Below are 22,031 nucleotides of genomic sequence, written 5' to 3'. Positions count from 1 at the left end.
TTTTAGGTGTTCTAAGATTAAGAGCTAACAATCGAAGTATTAAACAAATATAAATATAAAAAATGGAAATCGACAGAATAGAATTTATAGCGTGGATGGAACGCATTATGGATCGTTTTGATTTGCTTAAAGAGCAAATAGATAAAGCTGAAAAACGCAAAAACAGCTTGGATGGTGAGGAACTCTTGGACAATCAAGACTTGATGCTCACCTTTAAAATCTCTGCACGTTCCCTGCAAAGGTATCGCTCCAATGGCAAACTGCCTTATTATACCATATCAGGCAAAATATACTACAAGCTCTCGGATGTACATCAATTTATCCGAGAACATTTTAGTGTGCCAGTAACAGCCTTAAAAGCCAAAAACGGAAATACTATGCCTAAAAAGGACAGCCTCTCTTAGACGTCTTACAAAGGGAGTAATTTTACCCCCAAATTAAAAAAGATGTTTAAATAATGGCAGAAAATCAACACGCCGATACGGCAAATTACGACAATCAAATCCCAGTGGATGAACAACTATCTGATATCCTACTGGTATTTGACAAAGAAGAAAAACAGCTTAAGGCTGTAAAAGGAATTGATGAGAAAGGAGAGTTAAAAATGGCTCCTGCTGACAGCAAATCCTTGGATGACTTTATGAAAGTAGACAAGCAAGGTAATATGCTGTCTAATTTCTTTAGCAACTTTATGCGCCAAGCCCAAAACCCTTCTCGTTTTTCTTTCTTTAAAATACCGATAGAAAAATCGGTAAATACGATAGAAAAACTCCAAAACCATCTGGCAAAGCTCACTGAAAAGGGTAAGGAATACCTCAAGAAGTACGAAGTATCTCCTGAGCAGTATGTTCAAAAAGAGCAAAAAGCAGCTACTCTAAAACAAGATGGAGAGACTGCCGTGACTCAGACCCCTCAGAATATTCCTGAAGCTCCTGCTCAAGCGCAAGCACAAGAAGCTCCTGCTCAGGCACAATCCCAAAGTACTCCTGCCCAAGAGGAACTCAAGTACAACCCTGATGCTATTGATTGGGAAACGCTACAAAACTTAGGGGTGAGTCGAGAGTCTTTAGAGAAGAGGAACCTATTAGAGCCCCTCTTGAAAGGTTATAAAACCAATGAACTGGTACCTATTAGTTTCAATTTAGGCTCTACAGTAACCCGTTTTGATGCTCGTTTGTCCCTAAGGGAAATTGATGGAAAAGTAGCAGTAGCCATTCACGGGATGCGTAAGGAACCACAATTGGATTATCCTTTCTTTGGTCATGAGTTTTCAGAAGAGGATAAAAAGAACCTGCTTACCACAGGAAATATGGGACGTACAGTTGAGCTTACCAATAGTAAAACTCAAGAGAAAATCCCTTCTATTATCAGTATTGATAGGCTCACCAATGAAATCATTGCCTTGCGCAGTGAACATATCAAAGTCCCCGATGAAATCAAAGGAGTCAAACTCTCCCAGGAGCAAAAACAAACGCTCAAAGAAGGCAAGCCTCTGTTTGTCGAGGGAATGACCTCTAAAAAAGGAGAGCCTTTTAACGCAACCGTGCAGTTCAATGCCGACAAGCGTTATGTGGAATTTCTTTTTGAAGACAAAGCTCCTAAACTTGCTAATCAAGAGAAACTCACTGAGGCTCCTACAGTCATACGAGGGGTAACTCTTACCGAAGAGCAACACAAGGAACTGAGCAAGGGTAATCCTATTTATTTAGAAGGTTTACAGAGCAAAGCCGGTAAAACTTATAGCGGTTATTTTACTTTTGACAAGGACAAAGGCAAGGTAGAGATGAGCTTTAACAATCCTCAAAAGGACATTACTGATAAAGTTTCTTCTACCAAGCAAAAAGCTGAAACTTCTAAAGCCAAAGAAGAAAAACGCCCTCAAAAGCAATCAGAAAAAACAGCTCAAAAAGAAACTGCTAAGAAGTCCAAGGGACGCAAAGTATAACTCTAATTTTTAACCTCAATACACGTAGAAAAATGAAAGTTATATTAGCAGAAAAGCCCAGTGTGGCAAGAGAGATTGCCGCTATAGTGGGGGCAAGTGAAAAACAAGATGGATATTTGTTAGGTAATGATTATGCTGTTACTTGGGCATTGGGACATTTGGTGCAATTAGCCCTTCCAGAGGCGTATGGTTGTGTAGGATTTCACAGAGAACACCTACCTATTCTACCTCGCCCCTTTATCTTGGTACCCAAACAAATTCCTGAGGATAAGAAAGGTTACAGGTCAGACCCTATGGCTTTAAAACAGCTTAAAATCATTGATAGCCTTTTTAAGAAGTGTAGTTCCATTATTGTAGCCACCGATGCAGGTCGTGAAGGAGAACTGATCTTCCGCTATATCTATGAATATTTGCAATGTCAAAAACCTTTTCAAAGGCTTTGGATTAGCTCCTTAACCGAAAAAGGTATCAAAACAGGACTTGCCAATCTGCAAGAAGGAAGTGCTTTTGATTTGCTGTATGCCTCTGCTCAAAAGCGTAGTGAGGCTGATTGGCTGGTGGGTATCAATGCTACCCAAGCCCTAAGTATAGCCGTAGGTGAAGGGATTTATTCCTTAGGTAGGGTGCAAACACCTACCTTAGCAATGGTTTGTAAAAGATTTTTAGAGCACACACATTTTCAAAAGAAACCTTTTTATCAATTACGACTCAAGCACCAAAAAAGCTATACTGATTTTTTCAGTATCTCAGCTAAAATTGAGGATAAAAAGGAAGCTGAAGCCTTACAAAAACAATTAGAAAAGTCTCCTATGGCCGAGGTGATTTCCACTGAAAAAGAAGTGGTAAAAGAACAACCTCCTTTGCTCTATGATCTAACAGGTCTTCAGAAAGAAGCTAATAAAAAATGGAACTTTTCAGCCGATGAGACCCTGCAAATCGCTCAAAGTCTCTACGAGCAAAAATACATTACTTACCCACGTACTGGTAGTAAGTACATCTCAGAGGATGTATGGGAAGAAATCCCACAGCTGATACGTTTGTTACAAGAAAGTGAGGCATACGCCAACGAAGCTAAACTTGTGAAAATCGGGGCGCTGAATAAGAAGATGGTTAATGATTTGAAAGTAACAGACCATCACGGACTTCTTATTACAGAGCGCTTTCCTACCAACCTTACGGCAAAAGAAAACACTATTTACAAGATGATTGCCACCCGACTTTTGGAAGCGGTATCTGAACCCTGCGTAAAAGAAGTGCAAAAGACTCTACTGGAGGCTCTGCACACTGACTTCTTGGTAAAAGGTGTTCAAGTGTTACAAGCGGGTTGGCGCGCTATCGGTGGTTTTTACTCTGATGAAACTGCCAAAGATAGTGAAAAAGACAATGAAGGTGATAGCAATCAAGTGCTGCCTGAACTTGTACAAGGAGAAAGCATAAAGATTAAAGCCGTTGAAATCCTTTCTAAAACCACCCAACCTCCCGCTTTATATACTGAATCAGGACTGTTGGGGGCTATGGAAACAGCAGGAAAGACCTTAGAAGATAAGGCGCAACGTGAACTATTGCAAGGAGCAGGTATAGGTACTCCAGCCACACGTGCCGCTATTATCGAGACGCTTTTAAAGCGTAATTATATTGAGCGCAAACAAAAGTCTCTTATTCCTACCGATAAAGGAATGCAGGTATATCAGTGGGTAAAATCACTTACTATAGCCGATGTAGCCCTTACAGGCGAATGGGAAAGTCAATTGCAAAAGATAGAACAAGGAGAGCTCTCTCCCGATAGTTTTTCTTCGGATATGGAAGCCTATACCCATAGTCTTACTGATATGTTTTTGGCTATGGACATACCCCAAAGAGAAAAACTCAAAATCACCTGTCCTAAATGCAGAAATGCTTCCTTATTACTGTTTGAAAAGGTAGCCAAATGCCCTGATGAAGACTGTGGTTATGTGCTTTTTAGGAATGTATGTGGCAAACCTCTTACTGATGAGTTGCTCAAAACGCTCTTTGAAAAAGGAAAAACACCTCTGATAAAAGGAATGAAAAGCAAATCAGGCAGCACTTTTGATGCCTATATACGTCTGAAAGAAAATGGTGAAACTGCCTTTGAGTTTCCTGAGAAAACTTCCAAAAAGCGAAAATACTAACAAAGATTAGGTAAAAACTTTCAGTAAAGAAAGTCTGTGAGCTAACACAACTGATTATGTACCATATCCTAAGTGAAGTTTAGTCCTCCTGTTGATAACTTTTTGTTCCAATATATTTGATCTTTAAAAATAATATAGTACTTTTGCAAATGTTTTGCAATGATATATATTTTTCAATATGAAGGGACTAACCATACGAAAGTGGATACAATCATTGGAGGAAAAGGGTATTTACAGCTTTTCTATGCAGGAGCTAAAAGAGGTATTTGCTCACCTTAAAGAAAAAACTATTCTCAATACTTTAGGGACACTTAAAAAGCAAGGAAAGCTCCTGCCACTTTGGAATGGCATCTATAGCATCGTCCGTTTTGTGGACATTGGTAATGCTATTGATAACAAAGCTATCAGAGAAGAGGGAAAACCTTATTTCTACATTGAAACACTGATGCAACACCTAAAAAGGGAATACTATGTAGCCCTGCTCAGTGCAGTAGAAGTACATCTATCTCCCAAAGAGGCTTTACAGGCAAATGAAATTACAGTGATAACCTCCTTACCTCCGCTGAGGGGTTCCTTTAGGGGACAAAGTAAGATTCGTTACCTTGTCAAAAAGGATATCAAAAACTTAAGAGAGATAGGAGTAAAAAGAAAAAACTTACCTTTTTCTATAGAGGAAAGAACTTTACGGGTAGCCTCTTTGGAGCTCACTGCGGTTGATTTGCTCCTCTATGAAAAAGAGATAGGAGGCATTCAAAAAGCAGTAGAGGTAATTCAAAGGATTAAAAAGCACCTGAGTTGGCAAGAACTTCCTACAGAGGTAATCTTCTCTACACCTGTCTCTATCTTCCAGCGCTTGGGCTATATTCTTTCTTTTATCAAGGAAGAAGAACTGGCCGAGGGGCTCAAAGAGAGAGTTCTTAACACAGGGAAAAAATTTAGAAGAACCCTTTTAAAAACAGATGTCCCTGAAAAGGGAGGAGAACCTTTTTGCCCTATTTGGAAAATCGTGGTAAATATATCTTTGCAGAACGACACTTTGTAAAAATTAAAATTTGTTGAACCCATTAAAAGTAATTTTAACAATGAAAGAAACACAAACCAAACCCCAGAACACTGACAGTACCTTAGGGTCATTGTCTTATTACGAGTTAAGACTCAAAGAGCTGTTACAAACGAGCTTCCCTAATCTTTTAGCTGACACTGTCTTTATCAAGGACAGAAGTGAGTATGCAGCCCAAGCCTACCAAGAAGCTTTTGAGTCGGGTATCAGTATTCCTGAATGTGATAAAATAGCCTCAGGAGTACTCTTCGATGGGCTCTTCTTCTCTCCCTTTGATATGGTTTTTGAGGTCGTTTCTCAGGAGTTCGATACTCAATTAGCTGATGAGGATTTGCGCCCCTTTGCCCTAAAAATCTTCCCAGAACTGGTTCCTTACTTTAAAAAGTACGAGGATGCAATCGATGAGGATTTTCAGCACTCTGCTGCCTATCAATCCCTCTACACAGAACTTACGGGTGCCATCGAACTATGGATAGAAGAAAATGGCATATCTTAAACGACTGAACTTTAATCGTAATGCTCGTGCACTGGCGTTGGCTTTCGATTTAGAGAAGCAAAAGCGCACACTTCTAAGCCAAGAAGAGCGAGAACTCTTGCAACACTATTCAGGCTTCGGGGGATTGAAGTTTATACTCAATCCCCACCAGTCTGAAGCTGATTTAAAGTACTGGGCAAAAGCTGACCAAGTCTTTTGGCAAGATGTAAGGAGTCTGTATGCCCTTATTAGAGAACATTCCACTGATGAAAGGCAATACCAAAACTATGTACAAAGCCTTAGAAATTCTGTGCTAACGGCTTTTTATACCCCAATGCGTCTTACCTCGGCTATCGCTTCAGCAATAAAGGAAACAGGCGTACCTCTGCAAACAATGTTAGAACCCTCGGCAGGAGGAGGCAATTTTATCCGTGCTTTTAAAGAAGAGCATCCTTCTCTTGTGGTTACTGCTTTTGAAAAGGACTTGCTCACAGGCAAGGTGCTCTCTCATCTTTACCCAGAGGAGCAAGTACATATTGATGGCTTCGAACAAATCAGCCCACTGAAAAGAAATCAGTTTGATTTGGTAACCAGCAACATCCCTTTTTCCGATACCGCTGTCTTTGATTTGAGTTACTCTCGCAGCAATGACCCTGCTAAGGTACAAGCCTCCCGTAGGGTGCATAACTACTTTTTCTTAAAGGGCTTGGATATGGTAAAGGAAGGGGGACTCCTTGCCTATATCACCTCCCAAGGGGTAGCCGATAGTCCTCAAAATGAGATTATTCGCCAAGCGATGCTCTCCAATGCGCGTCTTGTCTCTGCCGTGCGCCTGCCTAACAACCTCTTTACCGATTACGCAGGTACCGAAGCAGGAAGCGATCTTATCATCCTTCAAAAAGACAGTCAAAGAGGCGCTTTAAACCCTATAGAAGAGCAGTTTTGCAATACAGCAAGGCTACCACAAGGGATGCTACAAAACGAGTATCTTTCACAAAGAGAAAACGTTATTTGTACGGATGCTCTTGCAGGCACCAACCTATACGGACAGCCTGCGATGGTCTATACCCATAGTGAAGGAGTAGAAGGTATTGCCAAGGAGGTAAAAGAAAGAATCCTAAGCGATTTTAAAAAACATTATCTATCGCCTGAAACAGCACAACAAAGCCAAACAACACAAATTAAGCTACAAGAGGTTAATTCACAAAAAATTGAGGTAAAGGAAATTGAGGTAAAAAAGGTTGAACGGCAAGAATTTATTGAAATTGAAAGCAAAATCAACGAGCCTTCCTTTGCTATTTCCAATACTAATCTCACCTCTAAAGAGTCAAAAGAAATTAAGAATCAAAAAGTTGAACCCAAAGTCGTTCAGCTAAGTCTCTTTGATTTTCTATCAGAGCAGGAAGCCACCGCTACTTTAGCGAGCCCTCCCAACATTTCAGCAAAAACAGTCCCTACTATACCCACAGGAGCTAAAAAGAAAACAAAGAAGAAAACAACTACCTCTCAATTAGGGAATGCTCAAAAGTTGGACTTGTTTTCTTTTACTTATCCTGTCAATCAAGGGAATGAAATAGAGGTGCTTTCAAAAGCTTCTCCTGCTTTGTATTACACGCCTCCTGCGGTATCATTACTAAAAGAACCTGTACCTTTTGAGGGAGAATATTTACCTCATTTCAGAGAAGATACTTTGGTAGTACAAGCCGATACGGTGGGCTTTTTGCAAGATCTCAATAAGAACAAAACAGCTGCTACCTTTGTGCCTCTTGCGCTTTCTTCTTTGGAAAGACAAAAAGCCATTGCCTATATCGCTCTGCGTGATGCTTATTCTGACTTGTACCATAAAGAGGCTACCACCTATACCCCTTATCCTACGGAAAGAGAAAATCTTAATGCCCTTTACGATACTTTTGTCAAGAACTATGGTCGGCTAAATAGTGCTGATAATATCAAGCTAATAAAAACCGATGCCTCAGGCGCTGAAATTCCTTACTTAGAGCGTATCAAAAACGGTGTTTATCAAAAAGCAGATATCTTTCACAAGCCTGTGGTATTCTCTCTGAGGAAGAATGAAAACATTTCTGCTGAAGAGGCACTACTCACTTCTTTAAGTGAATTGGGGCGGGTGGATATTCCCTACATAGCTGAGCTTTCTAACACCAATGAGGAAGAAGTCAAAGCACAGTTACAGGGCAAACTCTTTTACAATCCTATAGAGGACGAATACCAAATTACTCAAAAGTGGCAAGCAGGGGATGTCTTTACTAAAATCAAAGCCGTAGAAGCATATCAAAATACTCACCCTGAACATCCTAAGCAATCAGAAATTGAGCACGCTTTAGAGGGACTCAGGCAGGTAATTCCTACCCCTATTCCTTTTGAAGAGTTGGATTTTAACTTGGGAGAGCGTTGGATCTCCCCACAAATCTATAGTGATTTTGCCTCTTCGCTTTTCGATACCAAGGTAGGTGTGCAATACAGTGCTCAAACCGATGAGTTTTCAGTAGAATGCCGACAAAAGAACTTACATATCTGGGAGAAATACGCTGTAAAAAGTGAGAGCAGAACCTACGATGGTATTACCCTCTTCAAACACGCCTTGGTAAATACCACCCCTGATATTACCAAGAAAATCAAGATAGACGACAAGGAAGTCAAGGTGCGCGATATGGAGGCAATTCAACTGGCAAACAGCAAGATTGATGAAATACGCAATGCTTTCCCTCTGTGGCTCTTAGAGCAGAGTCAGGAGTTTAAAGACCGCTTAGCTGAGCAGTACAATCAGTCTTTTAACTGTTTTGTACGTCCGCAGTACGATGGTTCTTTTCAGTCCTTCCCTGGACTTGATAGAGAGAGTTTAGGCATAGAGGATTTGTATGATAGTCAGAAAGATGCTATTTGGATGATAAAGCTCAACAATGGGGCGATTTGCGACCACGAGGTAGGAGCTGGTAAAACCCTTATTATGTGCTGTGCTGCTCAAGAAATGAAACGCTTAGGATTAGCGCACAAACCGATGATTATAGGGCTTAAAGCCAATGTACACGAAATAGCCGAAACCTATCGCCGTGCCTATCCTTTTGCTAAAATCCTTTACCCTGGCAAGGAGGATTTTACCCCTCAAAAGCGTTTGCGTATCTTTGGAGACATCAAAAACAATGATTGGGATTGCGTGATTCTCACCCACGACCAGTTTAAGATGATACCGCAATCCCCCGAGGTGCAACAGAGCATTTTGCAAGAAGAACTCCAAGATGTTGAAGAGAGTCTTTGGCAGTTGGAAAAACAAGGCAGTGAAGTCTCTCGTGCGATGATTAAAGGAATGTATAAGCGTAAAGAAAACCTAGAAGTAAAGCTCAAAACCTTAGAACACGACATCAATGAGCGCACCGATGATACAGTAGATTTTAAGATGATGGGCATTGACCATCTACTAGTAGATGAAAGTCATAAGTTCAAGAACTTAATGTTCAATACAAGGCACGATAGAGTGGCGGGATTGGGAAACTCTCAAGGCAGTCAAAAAGCCCTCAACCTGCTTTTTGCCTTGCGAACTATTCAAGAGCGCACTGGCAAGGATATGGGGGCTACTTTTCTATCGGGCACAACTATTTCCAATTCACTTACTGAGCTTTATTTGCTCTTTAAGTACCTGCGTCCTCAAGCCTTAGAAAAGCAACAAATTCACTGTTTCGATGCGTGGGCAGCAATCTATGCCCGCAAGACCACCGATTACGAATTTTCAGTGGCTAACAACATTGTGCAGAAAGAACGCTTCCGCTACTTTATTAAAGTACCCGAATTAGCGCAGTTTTATGCCGAAATAACCGATTATAGAACCGCAAAGGATGTTGGGATAGACAGACCCGAAAAGAACGAAATTTTACACAATATACCTCCTACCCCCGATCAAGAGGTGTTTATTCAGAAACTAATGGAGTTTGCCAAAACCGGTAATGCAACCCTCTTGGGGCGTGCGCCACTATCCGAGTCCGAGGAAAAAGCCAAAATGCTTATCGCAACTGATTATGCCCGTAAAATGTCCTTAGATATGCGAATGATCTCCAATAAGTATGAAGACCATCCCGATAACAAAGCCTCTCATTGTGCGATGAAAATTAATGAATATTATCAAAAGTACAAAGCACAGAAAGGGACTCAGTTTGTCTTTTCTGATTTGGGTACTTACAAGCCCAACGAATGGAATCCCTACACTGAAATCAAGCGCAAATTAGTAGAAGACTATGGTATTCCTCCTAATGAAATTCGTTTTATCCAAGAGGCTAAAAACGATAAAATGCGCAAACAACTCATCAGCGACACCAACGAGGGCAAGATACGGGTACTCTTTGGTTCTACCGATATGCTTGGCACAGGGGTCAATGCACAGAAAAAAGCCGTTGCTGTACATCACTTAGATACCCCTTGGCGACCCAGCGATTTGCAACAAAGGGACGGACGTGCCATTCGCAAAGGCAATGAAGTGGCCAAATATTTTGCTGATAATAAGGTGGATGTGATTATCTATGCTGTTGAAAAGTCTTTGGACTCTTACAAGTTTAATCTACTGTTTAACAAACAGCTCTTTATCGACCAGCTTAAGAACAATAAGTTGGGCAAACGAACCATTGATGAGGGTGCTATGGACGAAAAGTCGGGAATGAACTATTCTGAATATGTGGCTATCCTCTCAGGAAATACCGATTTACTCGAAAAAGCGAAGTTGGAAAAGAAGATTGGAGCTTTAGAGAGTGAAAAACAAACGTTCTTACGCTCTAAATATACCTCTAAAAACCGTTTAGATAACCTCTGTAGTGATTTGAAAGCCCTACAAGATCGCTTACATCGTTTTCAGACGGATTGGCAAAACTTTTCAGATAAAGCGGTGCGCCGAGAAGATGGCTCGGTAGTCAATGCATTGCGTTTGGATGGATTAGACGAAAAGAGCAGTGTAAAGCAGTTAGCGCAGAAGTTACAAGATTATGCCCAAAACGCCCGTACCAAAGGCGAATATCAAGAAATAGGAAGTATCTATGGTTTTCAGATATTAGTTAAGACTGAAGTCTCCAAAAAAGACGAACTTGACCTAAAAGAAAATCGTTTTTTTGTACAAGGGGAAGGAGGTATCAAGTACACCTATAACAACGGACGATTGGCAAGTGACCCTAACTTGGCTGTGATGAATTTTGTCAATGCCATTGAGAAAATCCCTGCAATGATGGAAAAGGAAGAAAAAGAGATTGCCCTTATCCAAAAGGACATTCCTCTTCTAAAGGAAATCATCGAGAAAGTATGGGGTAAAGAAACACAGCTCTCCGAACTTAAAACTGAGCTCTCAGCCCTCGATAGGAAAATACAACTTTCGCTCTCCTCCGATACTCCACAAGAGGCTCAAGAAGAACAAGAGGAACAAGAGGCAGAAGAACCAACTAAAGAGCTATCACAAGAGAGTCAAAAAAGTGAAACTCAAGAAGTTCCAACTCCCACAAAAGAGTTTGTAAGAGAGACTCTTAACAGAAACTCAAGAGGGTTTAAAATGTAGTATTTATTCCTTAAAGAACCTGTATATCTCCATTTTGAAAATCAGCAGAACTGATGTTTTGCTGGTTTTCTTTATTTTTAAACGTGTTTAAACTTTTTTGAGGAACTTGGATATAAACCCTAATAAGAGCATTCCAATCCAAGTTACATCAAGATACTCATATCTCATTATCAAACCTTTATATCCGTCAAGCCAACCATTTGCTTGTTCAATCTTAAACCTATTTTTGTACAATTCTTCATCAAAATAAACATCTGGTTGCTCTCCATTTCGGGGATTAGGTTTAATATTTGCTATAATTTCTTTGCTTTCTAAAAACTCTCTAAGAGATTTGCTATCAAATCCTGCATCAGCATTGAGAAACAGTCCTTTGTGTTCTATTCCTGCTTCTTCTAATAAAGCTAAGATTTCTTTTAGTACTTCTTCTATTTCATATAAGTCATTGTGATTTCCAGCTTTAGGACTCCTCATTGCTATCATTTGCCCTTTATTATCACACAAAAAAATACTATTTGTGGTTACGGATTTTTTTTCTTGCTTGATAGCCTATAGATTCTCCTTTTTGCCGACAATGTGTATGAGTACCATCCAATTGAACGCAAGACATATCTAACTTTCTTTTCTTCTTACTTAATAGATTCAACCATACTCGCTGAAAACTACCATCTTTACTCCATTTATTGAAGTAGTAGTAATAGACATTTTACCAAGAGATTTCACCTTTTTCAAAATAGCTTTCAATTGGAAGTTCTCTCCATTGTACCCCTGTTTTTAATCTCTTGAGAATCAATAAAAATATTGAAGCTAAATCAAAATTACTTTTAAATCCTCTTTTTCCTACACTTAAAAAGGGAATAATCCATTTATTTATTGTATCTTTGTCCAAAGTTCCTGAATTTTGGTGTTTTTTCTCAAACACAAAATTACTAATTTTTGGGAACTTTTACTTTATTATAGGAAAAGTTTAAACAGCTTTACAAATAAAAAACCATACCAACAAAAAAATAACCATTAACCATTGCCCATAGAATAGTATTTTGTATCTTTGCCGAAAATTAAGAACACCACAATAAGCTATGCCCGACGAAAAGATAAAAATAACAAAAGGAACTCCCTCCCATACTTTAGGAGAAAGACTAAAATTTAAAGTGATAAACCCTATATCGAAAAATGAAGGATATTATCTATGGAACGTTTTTACGTACAATGATGAAGAAAAAGAATGGAAGCCTATAAGAACTACAAATGGCAAATCATATAAATTTGAATGCCATTTTGAAAAAGAGAGTAGTGATGGCGTTACTTTTCAAGTAAGAGTTTATAAGAATGACAAAAAGCCTAAAATAGAAGAAAATACACTTTTAGATTTTATTGAAGTTACCCCTCATAAACGTATTGAGAAAGCCCCTAAAATCATCTCAACACACTTCTTCCCTGAAGGAGAATACGATACTAACAACAAAGTCAGTGTTTATGATTCCCTCCATCTACGTGCTAAAACAGAAGGCTTAACAGGTAAGGAAATACAATTCCACGTGTGCCAAGAAGAAAACGGAAAAGAAATAGTAAAAGATACTGTTTCAGCTCGTGTAGACCATACCGATTACGCCACTACAAAAATAAAACTACCCATCGACACTATCAAAAGCATACTTACTAATAAAAACCAAGGAAACCAAAAAGATTACTACATTAAAGCCAGCTTTGGGCTTGATAAGAACGGAAAGAAATCAACAGGAGAGATTACCAAAACCTATTTTATTGATAAACAGGGCAACCCAATCGAGAAAATATCCATTGGTGATACTATACGTGTGTGCATTGACTCCAGAGGAGAAATAACGGATTATCTACGCTATACTATTTACGAAAAAGACAAGCGTACATCTGATGACCTTATCTTCCAAAGTCCTAAATTTAAACTCAACAACAACCACTTCTTTTGTAGAGAAATAGTAGTAACCAAAGAACTCTTTAACAAAGGTTACGGAGTCTCTCACGCTACCTTCGATTCTGATTATAATGTACAAGATTACTACATCAAAGTAGAGCGTTTTAGCGGGAGCGCAAACTCCAAAACCTTTGCAGTAACTTCCGATACCCTTAAAGTTCACTATGGCAAAAGCGCTGTAAAAGTAACGGTAGATGATAAGAAAGAAAAGCAATTACCTTTCTTAAAAGATATTTTTCTACCTGCACTTAAAATAGAAACAGCTAATAAAATCTCATTAGAAAAAGAACCTTTACATATAGCTATAGAAAAACAAACCTATCAAATACTTTCCTCAAAGAGTATTATGGATATAAAACAAGATGGTAGAGCAAGATATATTGATATACCTATTACAAGAATTGATAAAAATAGTATGTACATACACTTTTCCCTTTTTCATCTTGGAGAACGTAAATATGGCTATATTTATCCCATAATAAGCACTATGCCTAACACTGAAAAGGATTATAGAGATCATCAGCAAATAGAAAAGAGTCTTACGGGTAAAATCTTTGTTGATAGTAAAGAAAGAACAACACCTTTTGGTGATTTAGTATACAAAATCTATCCCACTACCACTTATATTGACTTTGAAATTACAATTACAAGTAAAATTGATAAAGATATTTATATAGATTTCTTCTATTCTGACTTTTCTTCAATAATAACTCCTACCACAGATGGATTAATATTTAAAATTAAACTACCCACTAAAAGATCTGGCTTTGATATTGATGCTGCAGTAGCACACTTAAATGCAGCAGCTAAGGAAAAATCTACTGGTTATTGCGCAAGATATGTCAGAGAAGCCATAGAAGCAGGAGGAATGAGTACAAATGGACGTCCTGATTATGCTTGTAAATATGGTCCTTTTTTACTGAGAAAGGGATTTGATCAAATAAATATAACAGACCCTAATGATTATACTCCTATCAAAGGGGATATTGTTGTTTTTGACACATACCCAGGTCAGCCAAAATATCCTGCTGGGCATATCCAAATGTACAATGGAGAGAAGTGGGTGTCAGATTTTGTGCAAAGACGTTTCTGGCCTGGTACTGCTTATGAAAATGATTATAAAAAGAGAAAAGAAGAAAAAAGAGAAATTAATTTTAAAATATTCAGATGGTAAAAATTTATTATTTTATTTCAGCGTGTTTATTGTTGTTTTCTTGCAATAATAACAATACCCAAGTATCATCTTCTGATGATATTAGAGATACTATTTCCTCTATCAAAAGAGATACCATAGTAGAAAAAGATACAATTGCACCAATTCAAGTGCCTAAAGAAGAAACTGATGAAGCTACAAAAATGATTTTAGAATTTTATGACAAGTATATCAGGCAGCAAGATAAAATGCCTTGTCTTGATAAAAGGGAGTTTTGTGAAGAAGAATTGATAAGAATTAAGAAAAAATATTTATCAAATAAATTAATAAAAAAAATAGAGCCCACTGAAGATAGAGATATGGATTTTATTGTAGATGCCCAAGATATTTTCATAGAATGGTTGGACTCTATTAAGGTAAAGAAGATAAATTCAAAAAGATATAATGTGTATCTTTTTAACTTTTATGATAACAGATATGATAGCATACAATTAAAAGTTGCTAAAAAGAAAGACAGGTACATCATTGATGATATTATATTTTAAAATATTCAGATGGTAAAGATTTATTATTTTATTTCAGCGTGTTTATTGTTGTTTTCTTGTAACAATAATAATAAAGAGGGCAATGTCAATGATACAATAAATGACACAATAGTAGAGAGACTAAATAATCCTCTTGCAGGTAAAAAGTTTTATTACTTAGAGAAAGATAAAACAGGAACTCTAAATATTAAAAAAATATCCTCAGTTTGAAGGTGATTTTGAGATGCAGAAAATTGTATTTACAGATACAATGCTCATTGATGGTTGGAATGTTATGAAACCATATGAGTGGAATATAGTAAAAATTGCTAACAAATCTCCAGAATTGATATATTATGTTGAGATGGGAGATGTTGAAACCGATGATAGTTCACGCGACACATTATATTTTCGGTATGATAATGAAACAGGTTTTTTATACAATATACTGGAAAATACAACACTCATTTTAATAGATTCTTTACATAGTGATAAAGTTAAGACAAAGAAAGTCAAGGTAAAAGATGATTGATCAAAATAATTAGGCATATCTGTAATATAGATTATTACAGTCCTACTTGAAGAATTTGAGAAAAAAACTATAGAGATTGCTAAAAATATAATTTACCCATATCATTTTAAAAAATATGAATATGAGAGTAATGAATAACTGTATTTTTTTAGAAGGTAAACGTGTTTAAACTTTTTTGAGGAACTTGGATATAAACCCTAATAAGAGCATTCCAATCCAAGTTACATCAAGATACTCATATCTCATTATCAAACCTTTATATCCGTCAAGCCAACCATTTGCTTGTTCAATCTTAAACCTATTTTTGTACAATTCTTCATCAAAATAAACTTCCTGCTTCTTCTAATAAAGCTAAGATTTCTTTTAGTACTTCTTCTATTTCATATAAGTCATTGTGATTTCCAGCTTTAGGACTCCCCATTGCTATAATTTGCCCTTTATTATCACACAAAAAAATACTATTGGTGGTTACAGCTTTTTTCCTTGCTTGATAACCTGCTGACGCTCCTTTTTGACGACAACGTGTATGACTACTATCCAATTGAACGCAAGACATATCTAACTTTCTTTTCTTCTTACTTAATAAATTCAACCATACTCGCTGAAAACTACCATCTTTACTCCATTTATTGAAGTAGTAGTAATAGACATTTTACCAAGAGATTTCACCTTTTTCAAAATAGCTTTCAATTGGAAGTTCTCTCCATTGTACCCCTGTTTTTAATCTCTTGAGAATCAATAAAAATATTGAAGCTAAATCAAAATTACTTTTAAATCCTCTTTTTCCTACACTTAAAAAGGAAATAATCCATTTATTTATTTGTATCTTTGCCCAAAGTTCCTGAATTTTTGTGTTTTTTCTCAAACACAAAATTACTAATTTTTGGGAACTTTTACTTCTCTAAAAAGTTTAAACAGCTTCAATATCAAATTGGTAAAACATTAGTAGTTTTGTTGTAAAACACAAAAAGATAAGAACGTCTAAAATGTTTTGTATCTCACTGATTGTCAGTAAATAATAAAATATATGTAAAAATATTTTGAAAAAACTTGTTTTTTATTTTGCAATACACGAAATTTTTAGTAATATTGCCGCGCAATTCATCAATTTTCCTGTTTTATGAAGAAAAGCGTGCTAAAATACTTCCCAAAACTCGATACTACAGTCTTTCTCACCTTTGGCGGGATACTTTTGCTCGGGCTCATAATCTTAATATACCAACTCAATCACCGCACAGACTGCACTGAAGCCAAATATATTATCCACACAGACGACTTCATCACTAAAAATCTCATTGAGTTCATCGATAACACCAAAGGAGCTACTTCTTGGAAGTGGGATTTTGGGGATGGCTCTGCCGTAGATTACAACCAAAACGCACTTCACTCTTACAACAAAGCAGGACAATACATCGTTACCCTTACCATCAACAACACTTGCAGTTTTCAAAAAATAGTAACTATCACAGACCCTGATGCCGATTCAGGCTATTTGCCTGTTATCATCGCCCCCAATGTAGCCTTTGAGGGGGATACCATCAAGTTTAACGCCCGCAAAGAAGGTGGCATTTCTTTTGAGTGGAGCTTTGGCGAGGGTGCTGGTACTGATGCCCTTGGTGAAAAAGTTACTTATAGCTTTAAAACCACTGGCAAAAAGACCGTTTCCTTGATTGTCAATGGCGATATAGAGCATATCGCCACTAAAACCATCTACATTGCCCCTAAACATATTGCTGCTAAAAAGAAAAGCGATGCATCCTCTTACGAATTTGAAAAACCTCATTCCGACTTTGAGTTGCCACGGGGTAAGGCTCAAAAAGACCCTTTAGTAGATTTTATTGGACACCTACCTGTAACCCCTGCACCCAAAAAGGAGAAAGACAGTATTCCTTCCCCTAAAAAAGCACCAGATATCTCAGTAGAACAGTTCCAACTCTTGCTGGGTCAAGTAGCCGCACAATCTAAGACAAAAGACGATTTTAAAGAGTATCTCTGTGGTAATTTCAGTACTCCTGTGGTGGTAAACGACCAGAAACTCGTGCCCTTTGAACAGCTTTGTAGGGATATTGCAGGCAAGAAAATCAAAATCTCCACAATGCGCCTACAAAAAGATACTAAAAACTGCATTCAGAATATCCATATCTACTATAAAGTCAAAAAATGGGGCGTATGGATAAAGGAATAAAAATCAAACTACTAAAAATACAGCAAAATGGCACAGAAACATTTAGTATGTCAAGGGGCAACCTGCCAATGTCAATTTGGCAATGCTCCCGATAAGTTAAAGGTACTTACACAGACCAAGGCATTCATCAATGAGGAAGAGCCACAAGAGAAATTGGTAGCTACAACTGCGGATATAGGAGCTACTTTTGAGAAAAACACCTTTGGACTATGTCAGATGCAACCACTGCCAGGTGGGGGCTATAAACCCTGTCAGGCAATGGTAACTCAGTGGAGTGGTGCTTATGAGAATGTTACCTATGAGGAAAACAATGGGCACCCCCTTTTAGAGGACAGCAAAGCCACCTGCCCCATAGGTGGCAAAGACTGCATCAGCATCATCAACCACGGACAAGTCTCTGAGATAACAAACCGCAATCTACATAGTGCTGACCCTATTAAAATGGATATGATCAATCCTTTTATGGATTTTAGTAAGTTTGTAAATGATATACTTACCAAACCAGATATTACAGAAGCCTATTTCACAGATTTACAAGGTAATAAAATAGAACTTGGAGAAGATGAGCAAGATATTTATTTAGTAATTGAAGGCAAAAATCTATTAGGACTAACAATGGATTTTAACCTCAACAATAAAGATCTTGACTTCAAATATAAGGACAACATCTTAGAAAATGACACATTAAAAGATTACACCTTTACAAATGACACTCAAGAACAAATACCGCTAACCGTTATAAACACTAAAAAATAACTCCTATGGCAACAATAACAATTACACTTAGAGAAACAGGCAAATCCGTAACAGCTACCCTGAGAGCTGCAGGAGGAACGTCTCCTATAAAGTTAGTTATAACCACTGAAATAACAGGATATACTTGTTTATTTATCTATGGAGATGTTGCTGAATTAAAGTATGAATCAATAGTTGTCCCAACTTATAAAATGAATGTAGTAAAAGAAGGAAAAATTATTGCATCATACAATGTTACAAGAGATTCTTGGTACTCAAGAGGAGTAAAAGAAGACGGTACTATAGCATTATCTAATAGATGTTTTGAACCTGCTGACGAGAAAGTCAACTTATACGCTACTGTTCCTACAGCATACCCTCCCAGCGCAGGAGTAGATGCATTTGCACTAAGACAACATAATTCAGAGGAACTAAATGCTGTACCTCATACTAAAAGGATGCAAACTTTTGTGAATGGGGAAAATATTGATGACTATAGAAAAAACTTATCCATAGCTAAAGGGGTTATGATACATATAGGAGGTTGGTTCAAGGGTGCTGAAGGAAATAAATTAGCAGGTTCTTATGGATGTTTTGGAATTGTTCCAAAAGTTCAAATAAGTACTACAGCAGCAGAAGCCGAAAGAGTAAGGAAAGGCAGTTTATACCAAAATTATGAGCCTGCAAACAAGGCATACAAAACAGCAATAAAATATATTGTAGGACAAGCAGAAGGGAGAGCTATACAAGTGGTTGTTGAGAAAAGAGGTAAAGTAGAAGAATTAAGAACCTTAAAAAATCAATAAGATGAGGAAAATTATAAATTTAGTAGCAATCACTTTGTTGTTTATTAGTTGCAACAACACTTCTAAGAGATTAGAGATGCTAAAAGAAAATATATTTATTTATGAAAGAGAAAGAGTTTTTGAGAAAAAAAATATTACAGTTGAACAATCAAAAATAGAAATGATAAGAGGAACTAAATATGTTGTTGAAGAAAAAGTTATTTACGATAGTTTAGGTATTTTGCAAATATATGATGGTGCTGCAGAGGGTTTTATTATTCACACAAGAAATAAAAGTGATGGAAATATTATATTCAAAAATAGGGGGTATAGTAATAAAATATTAATAAATAGAAAACTGGATTGTCTTATAGACGGAAAAGATACAATTAGGAACTTTGAAGTGTTTTTAAAAGATAGGCTTATAATGGTCTATCCTAAAGAAGATGATAGAATTTATGTATACAAATTTAAATAATTAATATATCTTATTTTAAAACCCTATGCAACAAAAGCCCTATACTCAGGAAGTCCAAAAAGCCCTTCAAATAGCCCAAAAGATAGGCAAGGAGCATATCCACGCTCATTACTCAGGAGCGCATTTGCTGAAAGCAATGCTCAACCGCGATTTGTCTTTGCTTAAAAGTTTAGAGGCAAAGGGTATTGATGTGTTTTACTTAGAGGAATGGGCAGAAGTGCGTCTTGAGGAACTTCCTAAATCTACACACACTTATAGCTGCGAACCCGATGAGGTGATTGATACCATCTTCACAGAGGCTAATGAAGTCGCCGAAAGCCTCTTAGAGGAAGAAATAAGCCTCTTTGCGGTAATAGTAGCAATCAGCAGTCCAGGGGTAGCTTTTAGCTTTGACCAAATGAAGACCTTTCCCGTCTCTCGTGCTGAACTCCTGAAAGACCAAACCGTAAGCGGTACCATCTTCTCTAACAACACTCCTAACGAACCCTCAGCAAAAAAGAAAAACAACTTCTTACAAAAATACTGCATCCACAAAAACGCACAGGTAAAACCTCAAAAAGAAAAAGACCTTTTAGTAGGGCGCGATACTGAAATCAACAAAATCATTGAAATACTTTGCCGTTTTAACAAGCCTAATGTGCTGATTATCGGTGATTCGGGAGTAGGTAAAACAGCGGTTTTAGAGGGGTTTGTCCAGAAAGTGGTATGGCAGCAAATCCCAGAACTGCTCGCGGGCTTAGAAGTCTTCGAGTTGGATATGGGGGCTATCGTGGCTGGGGCTTCTTATAAGGGCGAGATTGAAGACCGCTTAAAGAACATCGCCCAAGAACTTAAAGCTCTCCCAAAAGCGGTGCTTATTATTGAAGAAATCCACTCTATTTTGGGCGGACAAGGTTCAGACTCCTCTATTGCAAACTTGCTGAAAAGCGAACTCTCCAAAGGCTTACGGCTTATTGCGACCTCTACCATTGAGGAATACACCAAAAAGATAGAAAAAGAACAGGGACTATCGGGTATGTTTGAACTTTTAAGGTTAGAAGAAAGCGATGACGACACTCATTTTAGGATGCTCAAACAAGCTTTAGCCGACTATCAAAAGCACCATAACATCAGCATTGACGACCTGACCATTAAAGAAGCGATTCGCCTTTCCAAGCGTTTTATGAAGGAACGCAGTTTGCCTGCTTCGGCAATTGACCTGATAGACCAGACAATGGCATCGCTTAAAACAGCAGGGGAGTCATTCTTAAAAGAACGCAACTATTTTATAGGCAAAGTATTGGAGCTAAGAGAAAACAAAAAGCTCCTCAGCGAAAAAGACCGCCAATTGCTGGCTCAGTGGCTTTATAAAGACCTATGCCAAAAACTGCAAAACCTCAGTGGCTCAGAGAGTGAAACACAGAACGAGCATAATCCCATTGAAAACACCTCTACTGATGAACTTCTCAACCTATGCCGCAGTCTTATTGATCGCATCGAAGCCATAGCGAAGGAAAAGCGAAGCCATATCACTGAATACGACCTTGCTTTTATCATCTCTCAAAAGACCAACATTCCTATTGGCAAGCTTAAAGAAGAGGAAAAGCAGCGGCTCAATGATATGGAAAACGTATTAGCCCAGCGGGTAGTAGGGCAAGACCACGCCATTGAGATTGTCTCTGAGGCTATCTTGGAAAGTCGTTCAGGCTTAAATAAGGCAGGACAGCCTATTGGTTCTTTCTTCTTTTTAGGTCCCACAGGTACGGGGAAGACAGAGCTTGCTAAGTCGTTGGCTGAGTTTCTATTCCAAGATGAGAATGCGATTATCCGCTTTGATATGTCTGAGTTCAAGGAAGAGCACTCCGCTGCTTTACTTTATGGCGCACCACCAGGTTATGTAGGCTATGAAGAGGGTGGCTTGTTAGTCAATAAAATACGCCAAAAGCCTTATGCCATCGTGCTTTTTGATGAAATTGAAAAGGCGCATAGCTCGGTATTTGACGTCTTCTTACAGATAATGGATGAGGGTAAGCTTCACGATCGCTTGGGCAAAGAGGGTGATTTTTCTAATGCTATTGTGCTCTTCACTTCCAATATAGGCTCTGAGTTTATCGTACAGTCTTTTGAAAAGGGAAATATCCCTACTTCTTCTGAGCTTTTAGAGCGTATGAGTGGTTATTTCCGTCCTGAGTTCTTAGGGCGACTTACCGAAACGATACCCTTTGCCCCTATCAGCAAGGGGAATGCGCTTAAAATCTTTGAGATACACTTAAAGAAAGAGCTGTTGGACTTGGTAAAGAATATCAACATACAGTTAGAAATCACCGATACTGCCAAAGAACAGCTTTCAGAAGAGGGCTATGATATCAAATACGGGGCACGTCCTTTAAAGGGCGTCATCCGTGCCAAACTACGTCGTCCCTTAGCCAAAAAGATTATCGCAGGAGAGTTTAAAGAAGGCGATAGCATCATAGCGGATTGGCAGGACGGGAAAATCGTGTGGAACAGAAAATAAATGAAAATAATTGAAGTAAATA

18 protein-coding genes are annotated in these 22,031 nt (G+C 38.0%); 14 read left to right on the top strand and 4 right to left on the bottom strand.

Annotation, left to right across the window (positions count from 1 at the left end):
- Positions 1-62: 62 nt before the first annotated feature.
- The 6 genes from Q0162_RS12155 to Q0162_RS12130 all read left to right on the top strand — a co-directional run bounded on the left by Q0162_RS12155 (position 63) and on the right by Q0162_RS12130 (position 11,172).
- Positions 63-404, top strand: coding sequence for a helix-turn-helix domain-containing protein (locus Q0162_RS12155; RefSeq protein ID WP_009389008.1), 342 nt, complete (start codon positions 63-65; stop codon positions 402-404).
- 53 nt (positions 405-457) lie between these two features.
- On the top strand, positions 458-1,945 hold the full coding sequence (locus Q0162_RS12150; RefSeq protein WP_297892144.1) for a DUF3945 domain-containing protein: 1,488 nt from the start codon (positions 458-460) through the stop codon (positions 1,943-1,945).
- 32 nt (positions 1,946-1,977) lie between these two features.
- Positions 1,978-4,095: a type IA DNA topoisomerase gene (locus tag Q0162_RS12145; RefSeq protein WP_297892142.1), complete on the top strand. Its 2,118-nt coding sequence runs from the start codon at positions 1,978-1,980 to the stop codon at positions 4,093-4,095.
- Between the two features lie 178 nt (positions 4,096-4,273).
- Positions 4,274-5,137: a type IV toxin-antitoxin system AbiEi family antitoxin gene (locus Q0162_RS12140; protein ID WP_297892139.1), complete on the top strand. Its 864-nt coding sequence runs from the start codon at positions 4,274-4,276 to the stop codon at positions 5,135-5,137.
- Between the two features lie 40 nt (positions 5,138-5,177).
- A complete protein-coding gene (locus Q0162_RS12135; RefSeq protein ID WP_297892136.1) occupies positions 5,178-5,651 on the top strand; it encodes a DUF1896 family protein in 474 nt (157 codons plus the stop codon).
- Positions 5,638-11,172 (top strand): helicase-related protein, encoded by a 5,535-nt coding sequence (locus Q0162_RS12130; protein WP_297892133.1) that lies wholly within the window; start codon positions 5,638-5,640, stop codon positions 11,170-11,172. The genes Q0162_RS12135 and Q0162_RS12130 overlap by 14 nt, the downstream gene beginning before the upstream one ends.
- An 87-nt stretch (positions 11,173-11,259) precedes the next feature.
- Here the strand turns inward: Q0162_RS12130 and Q0162_RS12125 are convergent, their stop codons facing one another.
- The gene (locus Q0162_RS12125; RefSeq protein ID WP_297892131.1) at positions 11,260-11,652 is read right to left on the bottom strand and encodes a transposase; all 393 of its coding nucleotides are present in this window, start codon (positions 11,650-11,652) and stop codon (positions 11,260-11,262) included.
- A 223-nt stretch (positions 11,653-11,875) separates the two neighbouring features.
- The gene (locus Q0162_RS12120; protein WP_297892128.1) at positions 11,876-12,091 is read right to left on the bottom strand and encodes a hypothetical protein; all 216 of its coding nucleotides are present in this window, start codon (positions 12,089-12,091) and stop codon (positions 11,876-11,878) included.
- Between the two features lie 157 nt (positions 12,092-12,248).
- On the opposite strand from Q0162_RS12120, the gene Q0162_RS12115 reads away from it, so the two are divergent.
- From Q0162_RS12115 to Q0162_RS12105, 3 genes are all read left to right on the top strand, one after another.
- A complete protein-coding gene (locus tag Q0162_RS12115) occupies positions 12,249-14,297 on the top strand; it encodes a hypothetical protein (RefSeq protein WP_106098060.1) in 2,049 nt (682 codons plus the stop codon).
- A complete protein-coding gene (locus Q0162_RS12110) occupies positions 14,291-14,821 on the top strand; it encodes a DUF3828 domain-containing protein (RefSeq protein WP_106098059.1) in 531 nt (176 codons plus the stop codon). Before Q0162_RS12115 ends, Q0162_RS12110 begins: the two co-directional genes overlap by 7 nt.
- A gap of 223 nt (positions 14,822-15,044) precedes the next feature.
- A complete protein-coding gene (locus Q0162_RS12105) occupies positions 15,045-15,332 on the top strand; it encodes a hypothetical protein (protein WP_106098057.1) in 288 nt (95 codons plus the stop codon).
- A 319-nt stretch (positions 15,333-15,651) separates the two neighbouring features.
- Here the strand turns inward: Q0162_RS12105 and Q0162_RS12100 are convergent, their stop codons facing one another.
- Together Q0162_RS12100 and Q0162_RS12095 are read right to left on the bottom strand one after the other, a co-directional pair.
- A complete protein-coding gene (locus Q0162_RS12100) occupies positions 15,652-15,888 on the bottom strand; it encodes a hypothetical protein (protein WP_254424824.1) in 237 nt (78 codons plus the stop codon).
- Positions 15,889-15,984: 96 nt separating this feature from the next.
- Positions 15,985-16,197: a hypothetical protein gene (locus Q0162_RS12095; protein ID WP_254424823.1), complete on the bottom strand. Its 213-nt coding sequence runs from the start codon at positions 16,195-16,197 to the stop codon at positions 15,985-15,987.
- A gap of 255 nt (positions 16,198-16,452) precedes the next feature.
- On the opposite strand from Q0162_RS12095, the gene Q0162_RS12090 reads away from it, so the two are divergent.
- The 5 genes from Q0162_RS12090 to Q0162_RS12070 are packed head-to-tail and all read left to right on the top strand — an operon-like array spanning position 16,453 to position 22,009.
- Positions 16,453-17,517, top strand: a complete 1,065-nt coding sequence (locus Q0162_RS12090; RefSeq protein ID WP_106098056.1) for a PKD domain-containing protein — start codon at positions 16,453-16,455, stop codon at positions 17,515-17,517.
- Between the two features lie 27 nt (positions 17,518-17,544).
- Entirely contained in the window at positions 17,545-18,273 is a 729-nt protein-coding gene (locus tag Q0162_RS12085; protein WP_106098055.1) for a DUF4280 domain-containing protein, read from the top strand.
- Between the two features lie 5 nt (positions 18,274-18,278).
- Entirely contained in the window at positions 18,279-19,058 is a 780-nt protein-coding gene (locus Q0162_RS12080; RefSeq protein ID WP_106098054.1) for a hypothetical protein, read from the top strand.
- Between the two features lies 1 nt (position 19,059).
- Positions 19,060-19,515: a hypothetical protein gene (locus tag Q0162_RS12075; protein ID WP_129588212.1), complete on the top strand. Its 456-nt coding sequence runs from the start codon at positions 19,060-19,062 to the stop codon at positions 19,513-19,515.
- Between the two features lie 25 nt (positions 19,516-19,540).
- Complete coding sequence (locus tag Q0162_RS12070; RefSeq protein WP_106098052.1) at positions 19,541-22,009, top strand: AAA family ATPase; 2,469 nt, start codon at positions 19,541-19,543, stop codon at positions 22,007-22,009.
- Positions 22,010-22,031 lie beyond the last annotated feature (22 nt).

The sequence above is a fragment of the uncultured Capnocytophaga sp. genome (genome assembly GCF_937936315.1).
Lineage (GTDB): Bacteria > Bacteroidota > Bacteroidia > Flavobacteriales > Flavobacteriaceae > Capnocytophaga.
Note: the sequence above shows the minus strand (reverse complement) of the source record. Positions and strands in the feature narration are given on the sequence as shown.